We start from the raw sequence: 11,549 nt of genomic DNA on the forward strand, positions 1-11,549 counted from the left end.
TCAAAATAAGGCTTACTGAAAACATGGTAGATAAACGCGAATCCTATACAAAAGAAGACCTTCTTGCTTCCGGCCGCGGCGAACTGTTTGGCGCCAAGGGCCCGCAGTTACCGGCACCCAATATGCTGATGATGGACCGCGTCGTCAAAATGACGGAAAACGGCGGCAATTTCGATAAGGGCTACGTGGAAGCCGAGCTGGATATCAATCCGGACCTGTGGTTCTTCGGCTGCCATTTCATCGGCGATCCGGTGATGCCAGGCTGTCTGGGACTGGATGCCATGTGGCAGCTGGTAGGATTCTATCTCGGCTGGCTGGGCGGCGAAGGCAAAGGCCGCGCGCTGGGCGTGGGCGAAGTTAAATTTACCGGCCAGGTACGCCCTACGGCGAAAAAAGTCACCTACCGGATCCACTTCAAACGCATTGTTAACCGCCGGCTGATTATGGGCCTGGCAGATGGCGAAGTGCTGGTTGACGACCGCCTGATCTACACGGCAAACGACCTTAAAGTGGGCTTGTTCCAGGACACCTCGGCCTTCTGATTTTGCACACTGAACGTATCAGTGGTTGAATACGGCGAAGCCTCCGGTACGGAGGCTTCTTGTTTCTAAAGAGACAGCATCAGGCGATTACTGCCCTGTCCTCCATGGCCTCCCGCCAGCCTCCCAGCCAGTGCGACCTCTGATTGATGGTCTGATAGGGACAGATTTCTTTCGACTTGCCAGCGATGCCGGCCTGGTACCCACGTTGATGTGCCCGTTCCAGGCGATCACGTTTTTGTCTCTTCATGCCTCGTTTCCCTCATTCTTTTATCTGGTGGAAAAGAAAACAGTGGTTACTTATTGCGCAACCACATATAACCAATAACGCGAATTACGCCGATCGTCAATGCGCAAAATTCACGCCAGTGTCATATTTGTGAGCTATCAACGCGCGCTGAATCGGATATATAACGTCAAGCCGCTGTCGGCAAACCAAAAAAAAGCCGCTGCGCTATTGCTGGCGCGGCGGCGTTGAGCATCATGAATTTTACTTATGGCTGGCGGCTAATTTCCTGCGCCATCGTGCTCGCCTCCTGCGCCCACGCCTGGGCCAGCACTTTCACCATCGCATCATAACCGTCCTGCTGCTGCTTCATCTCAATATTGAACGGCCGCTTGATGAGGCGTCCATTGTGATTAAGCAGCCACTCTCCGCTGACGATGACTCGTCCGTCGTAGCGCCCGTGGAAGCCGTTGACGCTGACGTTGAGGACATCCTGATCGTTACCCAGCGGCTGGGAAGACACTACCCAGCCCGGCATCTGGCTGCTCAGGTTTGCCACCAGCGTCGTGCGCAGCTGCTGATCGAGCGGACTGGCCCAAAGATTATTGCTGGCGATCACGTACTGCACGTCGCTGGTCTGGTACACCACGCCGTTGCCGGCGAGGTAATCAGGGATAGAAACCTGCTCTACCCACAGCAAGCGGCTTCCCTGTCCCTGGGTGAAGGCGCCGTGCGTGGCCGGTGCGGATTGCGCCACCGGCAGCTGGTAGTAGGTTTTATTTTCACCGCTGCTGCACGCGGACAGCAGGCACGCTACAACGAGCGGTAGCCACTTTTTCATTATTTCGCCCTCTTCGGCTGTGGGTCTTTGTTGTCCTTAGCTTCGAACACCAGCGCGTTGCTCTTATTATTGAGCGTTTTCAGTACCGGCTGCAGCTCGCGCAGCACCTGATCCAGACGCTGCATATCCGCCACCATCTTGTTATAGGCGGCTGAGCCGGGCTGGAAGCCCTTCATGCTGCTATTCAGCTCGCGCAGCGTTTTCTGCATGTCTGCAGGCAGGTCCTGCATCGACTGGCTACCGGTTATCTTGTTCAGATTATCCAGCGTTGTCTGCAGATGCTTCAGCGTGGTCTGGCTTTCCGCCAGCGTGCTGGTGGCCTGCTGCATCATCGGATTGATCGGCAGATTATTAATCTTATCCAGCGCATCCATCAGCCGCTGCTGAATTTGCGCCAGGCCGCCGCTTACGGTTGGGATCAGCGGATAGCCGCCGAATTCGCTGTACTTCGGCTTATCGGCCTTCGGATAGAAGTCGAGGTCGATATACAGCGCGCCGGTGACCAGGTTACCGGTCTTCAGCGAGCCGCGCATACCGCGATCGATGAGTTCACTGAAATGCTTACGAATGTCCGCGTGCTCTCTGAGCTGGCTTACCAGGCGCTGCGGTTCAATACGGATGAGCACCGGAATACGGTAGTCATCATTCAGCGTCTGATACAGGCCAGGAATATAGAACGGCACTTTCGCAACCGTACCAAGTCGGATGCCGCGGAATTCTACCGGCGCCCCCGGCTGCAGGCCGCGCACCGAATCTTTAAAGAACATCACGTAATCAACGTGCTCGGTAAAGACAGAGTCCTGGATGCTCTTCTGATCGTCGAACAGATGATATTCCGTCTGATTTGCCACCGGCTGACCGAGATCGAGCCCTTCCGGCACATCAAAGCTGACGCCGCCGCCGAACAGCGTCGACAGAGAACCCATCTCTACGCGCATCCCGGAAGAAGAGAGATCGACGGCAATACCGCTGTCTTTCCAGAAGCGCACGTTAGTGGTGACCAGACGATCGTTGGGCGCATTGATAAACAGCTGATAGGTGATATTGCGTTTTTCCGGGTTAAAAGTGCTGGCTTCAACAGAGCCCACGCGATAGCCGCGGAACAGTACCGGATCGCCAGGCGAGAGCTGCCCGGCTTTGTCACTTTCCAGCTGTACGCGAATGCCTTTGGCATCAGGCGGTGCCAGCGGCGGGGAGTCAAGCAGCTGATAGCGCTTCGGCTCTTCACCCTTGCTTCCCGGCTGCAACTCAACGTAGGCGCCAGATAGCAGCGTACCCAGTCCGCTCACGCCCTCGCGCCCGATCTGCGGCTTGACCACCCAGAAAACAGTATCGCCGTGCAGGAGTTTCTCCATGCCGGAATTAAGGCGTGCCTTGATCTCAACATGGTTTAAATCATCGGTCAGTGTTGCGGTCTCGATCACGCCTACGTCAACGCTGCGGCTCTTGATGCGGGTTTTCCCCCCCTCGATGCCTTCAGCATTGGTGGTGATAAGGGTCACTTCCGGGCCCTGATGGCTATAGTGGTAATAGAGGATCCAGGCACCGATCAGAACGGTGACGATGGGGAAAATCCACACCGGCGACCAGTTCCTGACCTTCTGCACTTTGGCCTCTCCATTGTTGTTTTCCATGCTGCTACTTTTCCTCATGGCTTGAATCTGGCTCACGATCCCACAGCAAGCGCGGATCGAAAATTATGGCAGAGAACATGGTTATCACTACCACCAGCGCGAACATGACTGCGCCCATGGCCGGATAGATATTCATTAATCCTCCCATGCGCACCAGCGCAGACAAAACGGCAATAACGAAAACGTCGATCATTGACCAGCGGCCAACAAACTCAACGATTTCATAAATGAGATGCATTTTTTCGCTGTCGCGCCGCCCCCGGCCGCTGGCGCTGAAGCAAAGCCAGCCGATAGCGATCATTTTCAGCGTCGGGACCATAATACTGGCGATAAAAATGACGCCCGCGACCGGATAGGAGCCTTCGCTCCACAGCAGAACCACGCCGGCAAGAATGGTTGACGGCATTTTGGTCCCCAGCAGATCGGTGACCATCACCGGCAGAATATTGGCAGGAAAGTAAAAAAGCACAGAGGTGATCAGCAGCGCCAGCGTCCACTGCAGGCTATTTTTCTTGCGCACGTGTCCTGTGGCCCCGCAGCGCGGACAGATCCGCTGGTCGGCGGGCAGAATCGCCGTACAGCAGTTACAGGCGCGCAGCCCCTGGCGGATGCCGGTGACGCCAACCTTCAGCGGCTGGGCGGGTACTGGCATCGGTTCAATATCATTCCACAGCCAGCGGCGGTCAACGCACTGAAATGCCCGCAGCTGCAACAGGCAAAACAGACAGAGCGGAATAAAGCTGCTTCCGACGCCGATATCGCCGTAGGCCATCAGCTTAACGAAGCTCACCAGCACGCCGGCCATAAAGATCTCGGTCATACCCCAGGCTTTCAGCTGGAACAGCCAGCGGGCCAGAAATTTCTGCACCGCGTGCGGCAGCGGCACGCGGTTAACCAGCAGAAGAATGGCGACCAGGCAAAAAGCCGGTACCAGCTGAACAAACAGCAGGAAAAAGGTGCCAAGACTGGCATAGTCTTCGCTAAGCAGTATCGTGGGGATCTGCATCAGCTCAATTTCGCTACTCAATCCCGCCACATTCATATTGACGAAAGGAAAGAGATTCGCCAACAGCAGCATAAACAGCGCTGCCAGCGCATAGGCAGTGGGACGCTGCCGGGGCTCGTCCCATTGGGTGGTTAGCGTCGTGCCGCAGCGCGGGCACGATGCCTTATGACCGTGATCGAGGTGCGGTAACTCCACCAGCATATCGCATTGCGGGCACAAAACGCGTTGCCCGGCATGATGATGATCGCACATGCACTTTCCTCTGATAATTAACTGCCATTTTTTAACGCCTCAAGATACTCCCAGCGTTCAAACGCCTCTTCCAGCGTTTTTTCAGCTTGCGCTAGCGCATCCAGCACCTGTTGGGTCTGCTCATGCGACTGGCTAAAGAAAGAGGGATCTGCGACTTGCGACTGCAGTTTTTCCAGCTCAGCTTCCAGAACTTCAAGTTGTTCCGGCAGTTGCTCCAGCTCGCGCTGCAGTTTATAGCTTAGTTTGTTACTGCTTCGTTTGACAGTTTCTGCTTTCGGCTCAGCCGGTTTGCTACTTTTGCTCTCAAATGACGCTTTTGCCGCCAGGGACTGGCTCTGCTGCCCGCGCGCATCGTGATAGCCGCCGACATATTGTCCGATCCGGCCGCCGCCTTCAAAGATCCAGCATTCGGTCACCGTATTATCGACAAACTGCCTGTCGTGGCTCACCAGCATGACGGTCCCCTGGTAGCCGTCGATAAGCTCCTCAAGGAGCTCCAGCGTCTCGACGTCGAGATCGTTGGTCGGTTCATCGAGGATCAGCAGGTTGCTGGGCTTGAGGAACAGTCGGGCCAGCAGCAGGCGGTTACGCTCCCCGCCGGAGAGCGCGCGCACCGGCGTCATCGCACGTTTCGGATGGAACAGGAAGTCCTGCAGATAGCCCAGCACGTGGCGCGGCTTGCCGTTAACCATCACCTCCTGCTTGCCCTCGGCGAGGTTATCCATCACCGTTCTCTCCGGGTCCAGCTCGGCGCGGTGCTGATCGAAGTAGGCCACTTCCAGCTTAGTGCCGACGTGAATGCGCCCGCTGTCGGCCTGCAGCTGGCCGAGCATCAGCTTCAGCAGCGTGGTTTTCCCGCAGCCGTTGGGGCCGATAAGGGCAATTTTGTCCCCGCGCTGTACCTGAGCGGAAAAGTCCTTCACCAGCACTTTGCCGTCAACCTGGTAGTTCACGTCCTCCATCTCGAAGACGATTTTGCCGGAGCGGCTCGCCTCCTCGACGTTCATGCGGGCGCTGCCCATCACCTCCCGGCGCTCGCTGCGTTCGCGGCGCATCGCCTTCAGGGCGCGCACGCGCCCTTCGTTGCGGGTGCGGCGGGCCTTGATGCCCTGGCGGATCCACACCTCTTCCTGGGCCAGTTTGCGGTCGAACTCGGCGTTCTGCATCTCTTCAACCCGCAGCGCCTCCTCTTTTTCCAGCAGATACTGATCGTAGCTGCCCGGATAGGTCACCAGCTTGCCGCGATCGAGGTCGACAATGCGGGTCGCCATATTGCGGATAAAGGAGCGGTCGTGGGAGATAAAGATGATGGTGCCTTTAAAGGTCTTCAGGAACGCTTCCAGCCAGTCGATGGTTTCAATATCGAGGTGGTTAGTCGGCTCATCCAGCAGCAGCACGCGCGGGGCCGACACCAGCGCCCGGCCCAGGGCCGCCTTGCGCAGCCAGCCGCCGGAGAGCGACGCCAGCGCCGCGTTGGGATCGAGCGCCAGCTGGGCCAGCACTTCATTGATGCGGTTTTCCAGCTGCCAGAGTCCGTGGTGGTCGAGCTGCTCCTGGATCTTCGCCATCTCATTAAGGTTTTTATCGCTCGGGTCGGTCATCACCTTCTGCGAGATATCGTGATAGCGCTTGAGATAGACGGCCTGTTCGGCAATGCCTTCGGCCACGAAGTCGTAGACCGTACCCTCGACATTGCGCGGCGGATCCTGCTGCAGACGGGCGACGACCAGATCCTGCTCGTAAATGATCCGCCCGTCGTCGAGCCCCTGCTCGCGGTTGAGGATCTTCATCAGCGTCGACTTGCCGGCGCCGTTGCGCCCCACCAGGCAGACGCGTTCGTTATCTTCGATATGCAGTTCGGCGTTATCGAGGAGCGGCGCGTCGCTGAACGATAGCCACGCCCCGTGCATGCTAATTAATGACATCGGTTATTTCCTTCAGGCTGCGCTAATCAGCCAGCAGTTGTGGATCTGACGGTTGCGGGCAAAGTCCGGGGAAAGCGTTTTTTGTGTGATTTCCTGTGCTTTCAGACCCAAGGCTGCCAGTCCGTCATGATCGAGTTTGAAGCCGCGCTTGTTGTTAGAGAACATGATCGTTCCGCCCTTGCGCAGCAGGCGCTTCAGATCGCTCATCAGCTTCAGATGATCGCGCTGCACGTCGAAGGTGTCTTCCATGCGCTTGGAGTTGGAGAAAGTCGGCGGATCGATAAAGATCAGGTCGAACTGCTCGTCGGCCTCGCGCAGCCAGCCCAGCACGTCCGCCTGCAGCAGGCGATGGGCTCGGCCGGTCAGACCGTTGAGGCGCAGGTTGCGCTCCGCCCACTCCAGGTAGGTGCGCGACATATCTACCGTGGTGGTGCTGCGCGCGCCGCCGAGGCCTGCGTGAACGCTGGCGCTGCCGGTATAGGAGAAGAGGTTGAGGAAGTCTTTCCCCTTGCTCATCTGACCGAGCATGCGGCGGGCGATGCGGTGATCGAGGAACAGGCCGGTGTCGAGATAGTCGGTGAGGTTGACCCACAGGCGGGCATTGTACTCGCCCACTTCCATAAACTCGCCCTTCGTGCTCAGCTTCTCGTACTGATTTTTGCCCTTCTGCCGCTCGCGGGTCTTCAGCACCAGCCGGTTCGGGGCGATATCCAGCACCTGGATCGTAGCGGCGATAACGTCGAACAGGCGGTGGCGCGCCTTGGTGGCATCCACCGATTTCGGCGGAGCGTACTCCTGAATCACCACCCAGTCGCCGTAGCGGTCTACCGCCACGTTATACTCCGGCAGGTCGGCATCGTACAGGCGATAGCACTCCACGCCCTCCTGGCGCGCCCACTTGTCGAGCTTCTTAAGATTCTTGCGCAGGCGGTTGGCGTAGTCGTCCGCCAGCATCACCGGCGCGCTGCCGTCGTTTTCCGCGACGTGATAGTTTTTCTGCACGCAGTCCAGCGGGCCGTTTTTGGCCTTGAACTGGCGCTCGGCGCGCAGCTGCAGGCTGCTCAGCAGATCCGGCGAGGCGCTGAACAGCGACAGGTTCCAGCCGCCAAACTGCGTTTTCACGATCCGTCCCAGCAGGTTGTGCAGGGCAATCAGCGCCGGCTCGCTGTCCAGACGCTCGCCGTAGGGCGGGTTGCTGATGATGGTGCCGTACGGCCCCTTCGGCAGCGGGTTGCTGAGTTTAGCCACGTCCTTAACGTCAAAGGTGATCAGCTCGCCGATACCGGCGCGGCGGGCGTTGCTGCGCGCGCGCTCGATAACCCGGCCATCAATGTCGGAGCCGTAAAAGTGCGACTCATAGGCGGCGAGGCCCGCGCGGGCGCGGGTCTGCGCCTCGGCTTTGACCTCCTGCCAGACGGCTTCATCGTGCTGCGCCCAGCCGCTAAAGCCCCACTGGCCGCGGTGCAGGCCCGGCGCGCGGTCGGTCGCCCACATTGCCGCCTCAATCAGCAGCGTGCCGGAGCCGCACATCGGATCGAGCAGCGGTGTGCCCGGCTGCCAGCCGGAGCGCATCACGATAGCGGCGGCGAGGTTCTCTTTGATCGGCGCAATGCCGGTGCGGTCGCGGTAGCCGCGCAGGTGCAGGCCGTCGCCGCTGAGATCGAGCGAAATATTGGCCACCTCTTTATTGAGGCGCACGTTAATGCGCACGTCCGGGCTCTCTTTATCGACGTTCGGGCGCGGCAGGTTTTTGCGGGTGAAGGCATCGACGATGGCATCTTTGACCTTCAGCGCGCCGTACTGGCTGTTGCGGATCTCGTCATTCACGCCGCTGAAGCTGACGGCAAAGGTGGCGCCGGGGTTGAACATCTCCGTCCACGGGATCGCCTGCACGCCCAGATAGAGATCCAGGTCGCTGTAGACTTTGCACTGTCCCAGCGGCTTCATGATGCGCGACGCCAGCCGGCTCCACATCAGGCTCTGGTAAAGCAGCCGCGTGTCCCCCGCAAACAGGACACCACCCTGAACCACCTGGCACTCCAGCGCGCCGAGGCCTTCCAGTTCAGTTTTTAACAGCTCTTCCAGCCCGCGGGCCGTACTGGCAAACAGAGAATTCATATCGTCACTTATTACTCATAGAAAATTGCTGCGCATTATAGCCAATGTGAGCTGCATATCATAAAGTTGAGGCCGACTTTTTTTATCCGAAGGACAGAGGCATGGCAACGCTATCGCGGCTTTTCATACATCCGGTTAAATCTATGCGCGGTATCGGCGTGACGCAGGCGCTGGCCGATATCAGCGGCATGGCGCAGGATCGGATATTTATGCTGACCGAGCCGGACGGCACCTTTATTACCGCCCGCCAGTATCCGCAGATGGTGCGCTTTACGCCGGTGCCGATGTTTGACGGTATTCACCTGACCGCCCCGGACGGCAGCAGCGCGGCGGTGCGCTTCGCCGATTTCGCCGCCGAGGCGGCGCCTACCGAAGTCTGGGGTAACCACTTCACGGCGCTGATAGCCCCGGAGGGCGTCAACGCCTGGCTTTCCGCTTTCTTCAACCGTGACGTGCAGCTGCGCTGGGTCGGCCCTGAGCCTACCCGCCGCGTTAAGCGCTACGACGCCGTTCCCCTCTCCTTCGCCGACGGCTTTCCCTATCTGCTGACCAGCGAAGCCTCCCTGCGCGATCTGCAAAATCGCTGCCCCGCCGGGGTGAAAATGGAGCAGTTTCGTCCGAACCTGGTGGTGGCAGGCACCGGGGCCTGGGAGGAGGATACCTGGAAGGTCGTGCGCATCGGCGGGGTCATCTTCGACGTGGTGAAGCCCTGCAGCCGCTGCGTATTCACCACCGTCAGCCCGGAGCGCGGGCAGAAGCACCCCGCCGGGGAGCCGCTCACCACGCTCCAGTCTTTTCGCACGGCGCGCGATAACGGCGACGTCGATTTTGGTCAGAACCTGATCGCCCGCAGCAGCGGCGTAGTGCGCGTCGGCGATGAGGTTGAGATCCTCGCCACCGGTCCGGCAAAAGCCTACGGCAGCGGCAACGTCGCCGAAGCGCTGGACGTCGAAAGCCGGCAGGAGGCGGCGCTGGATATTGAGTGGCAGGGAGAGGTTTTTCGCGGCAACAACCAGCAGGTACTGCTGGAGCAGCTTGAGCAGCGGGGGATCCGCGTTCCCTACTCGTGCCGGGCGGGCCTGTGCGGAAGCTGCAGAATAACGCTGATCGATGGGAGAGTCAGTCCCATGAAGCGCGGCGCAGTCGCCGACGACGGGACGATACTGTGCTGCAGCTGTATTCCTGAAACGTCGCTGCGTCTGGCCCTTTAAACCGCCTGGCCGTAGCTGACGCTGTTCGCGGCGGGCTGCGGCTGGAGCCGGTCGTTCATTATCTTAATGGCATCCCCGAGCTGCATTGTGCGTCCGGCAATCGTCACCCCCGGCTGCGCAAGCAGGCAGAGCGCCGCATTTTCCCCCGGTTCGACCACCAGCAGATTCACCTGCTCGCCGCAGTCGCTGAGCCAGACGGCGGCGGCATCGCCGGTTGCCGGCTGCCAGTAATCGGCATGGGAGATAAAGTGCCAGCTTTTGGGCATCTGCGGCTTGAGAAAGCGGATGGCAACCAGCGCGTTAAGCACCAACTCGGCGCGGTGCTCTTTTGCCAGATTAAGATCGCGGCACTTCTCCTCAAGTGAGAAGTAGAGTGCGGCATCATCGACACAAAATCCTGAAGGATCAAAGGCATCCGGCGTCAGCATACGGCGAGAGTAGCGCGAGCGAAACAGCATGCCGTTGGCCAGATCGAGCATCATGCGGTCATGTTCACCGTCATAATACCAGCGCCAATTATCGTCAGGTTTAATTCGCATCTCCGTCCCCCTGTATAAAAAAGCATCCCGCTGCCTGAAATATCCCACCGGTTTATCAGCCAAAATGAACAAAGATTTAAAAGGCTAAATTAGCAACACCCGGAAAATATAAAGCAACCAGGGCCGGAAATAAAGCCCTGGTTGAAAATTGCGCAGTAAAGATTAGATATGGGTAACGATTTCTTTAATCAGCGGCGGGCCTTTAAAAATAAACCCGGAATAGATTTGGACAAGCGTGGCACCTGCGGCTATTTTCTCGCGAGCGGCAACCACCGAGTCAATACCGCCGACGCCGATAATTGGCAGACGGCCATTCAACTCTGCGGACAGGGCGCGAATAATCTCAGTGCTTTTTAACTGTACCGGACGACCGCTCAGTCCCCCCGTTTCGTCACAATGCTTCATTCCCTGAACCAGGCTGCGGTCAAGCGTAGTATTGGTCGCAATGACGCCATCAATATTATGCCGGACTAAACTATCAGCCACCTGGATCAATTCTTCAGGGGAAAGATCCGGGGCGATCTTCACGGCCACCGGAACATATTTATGGTGGATCCCCTGCAGTTCATTCTGCTTATTTTTAATGCCGGAAAGCAGATCGTCCAGCGCCTCACCATATTGTAGCGTACGCAGTCCAGGTGTATTTGGTGAGGAGATATTAATGGCAATATATCCGGCGTAGGGATAGATTTTTTCCATACAAATCAGATAGTCATCTTTACCGTTCTCAACCGGCGTGTCTTTATTTTTACCAATATTAATGCCGAGAACGCCGTCAAAATGGGCCTTTTTTACATTCTCAACCAGGTTATCGACGCCGAGATTATTGAAGCCCATGCGGTTGATCAGACCCTCGGAATCGACCAGACGGAAGAGCCTCGGCTTGTCGTTACCGGGCTGCGGACGCGGCGTCACGGTACCAATCTCAAGCGATCCGAAGCCGAGGGCACCCAGGGCATCGATACACTCGCCGTTCTTATCGAGGCCGGCGGCCAGCCCGAGCGGATTTTTAAACGTCAGGCCCATGCAGGAAACCGGCTTCGCCGGCACTTTCTGACGGATCAGCGCCTCAAGAGGCGTGCCGGTAACCCGGTGCAATAGCTGAAAAGTTAACTCATGAGCGCGCTCTGGATCGAGCTGAAAAAGGGCTTTACGAACGAAGGGGTAGTACATGAACTCTCCTGATTCCCGGTGGCAAACCGGGGCCGTATTATGTTCGATCGGGCGGCGAAAGGGAATTGACCTGCGGCAAAAAAGA

The 11,549-nt window shown here is 58.1% G+C and carries 10 protein-coding genes; 2 read left to right on the forward strand and 8 right to left on the reverse strand.

The window, feature by feature from the left end; genetic code table 11:
- Positions 1-23: 23 nt before the first annotated feature.
- Positions 24-542, forward strand: a complete 519-nt coding sequence (fabA, locus tag ENGE1_RS14820) for a bifunctional 3-hydroxydecanoyl-ACP dehydratase/trans-2-decenoyl-ACP isomerase (protein WP_043084740.1) — start codon at positions 24-26, stop codon at positions 540-542.
- Positions 543-621: 79 nt separating this feature from the next.
- Here fabA and rmf read toward each other — a convergent pair whose 3' ends face one another.
- From rmf to rlmKL, 6 genes are all read right to left on the reverse strand, one after another.
- Positions 622-789: a ribosome modulation factor gene (gene rmf, locus ENGE1_RS14825; protein WP_043084742.1), complete on the reverse strand. Its 168-nt coding sequence runs from the start codon at positions 787-789 to the stop codon at positions 622-624.
- 244 nt (positions 790-1,033) lie between these two features.
- Entirely contained in the window at positions 1,034-1,606 is a 573-nt protein-coding gene (gene pqiC, locus ENGE1_RS14830; RefSeq protein ID WP_048252407.1) for a membrane integrity-associated transporter subunit PqiC, read from the reverse strand.
- The gene (gene pqiB / locus ENGE1_RS14835) at positions 1,606-3,240 is read right to left on the reverse strand and encodes an intermembrane transport protein PqiB (protein WP_043084746.1); all 1,635 of its coding nucleotides are present in this window, start codon (positions 3,238-3,240) and stop codon (positions 1,606-1,608) included. Before pqiB ends, pqiC begins: the two co-directional genes overlap by 1 nt.
- A gap of 4 nt (positions 3,241-3,244) precedes the next feature.
- The gene (gene pqiA, locus ENGE1_RS14840; protein WP_048252405.1) at positions 3,245-4,498 is read right to left on the reverse strand and encodes a membrane integrity-associated transporter subunit PqiA; all 1,254 of its coding nucleotides are present in this window, start codon (positions 4,496-4,498) and stop codon (positions 3,245-3,247) included.
- A 17-nt stretch (positions 4,499-4,515) separates the two neighbouring features.
- Positions 4,516-6,423 carry an ABC transporter ATP-binding protein gene (locus ENGE1_RS14845; RefSeq protein WP_048252404.1) on the reverse strand — a complete coding sequence of 636 codons (1,908 nt, stop codon included), beginning with the start codon at positions 6,421-6,423 and terminating at the stop codon, positions 4,516-4,518.
- A gap of 12 nt (positions 6,424-6,435) precedes the next feature.
- A complete protein-coding gene (gene rlmKL, locus ENGE1_RS14850; RefSeq protein WP_048252403.1) occupies positions 6,436-8,541 on the reverse strand; it encodes a bifunctional 23S rRNA (guanine(2069)-N(7))-methyltransferase RlmK/23S rRNA (guanine(2445)-N(2))-methyltransferase RlmL in 2,106 nt (701 codons plus the stop codon).
- 101 nt (positions 8,542-8,642) lie between these two features.
- On the opposite strand from rlmKL, the gene ENGE1_RS14855 reads away from it, so the two are divergent.
- Positions 8,643-9,752 carry a YcbX family protein gene (locus ENGE1_RS14855; RefSeq protein WP_048252402.1) on the forward strand — a complete coding sequence of 370 codons (1,110 nt, stop codon included), beginning with the start codon at positions 8,643-8,645 and terminating at the stop codon, positions 9,750-9,752.
- On the opposite strand, the gene zapC is transcribed toward ENGE1_RS14855, so the two are convergent.
- On the reverse strand, positions 9,749-10,291 hold the full coding sequence (gene zapC, locus ENGE1_RS14860; RefSeq protein WP_048252401.1) for a cell division protein ZapC: 543 nt from the start codon (positions 10,289-10,291) through the stop codon (positions 9,749-9,751). The genes ENGE1_RS14855 and zapC overlap by 4 nt on opposite strands.
- Before the next feature lie 162 nt (positions 10,292-10,453).
- The gene (gene pyrD / locus ENGE1_RS14865) at positions 10,454-11,464 is read right to left on the reverse strand and encodes a quinone-dependent dihydroorotate dehydrogenase (protein ID WP_048252400.1); all 1,011 of its coding nucleotides are present in this window, start codon (positions 11,462-11,464) and stop codon (positions 10,454-10,456) included.
- Positions 11,465-11,549 lie beyond the last annotated feature (85 nt).

This window comes from Pluralibacter gergoviae ATCC 33028 = NBRC 105706 (genome assembly GCF_001598855.1).
In the GTDB taxonomy this organism is placed as follows: domain Bacteria; phylum Pseudomonadota; class Gammaproteobacteria; order Enterobacterales; family Enterobacteriaceae; genus Pluralibacter; species Pluralibacter gergoviae.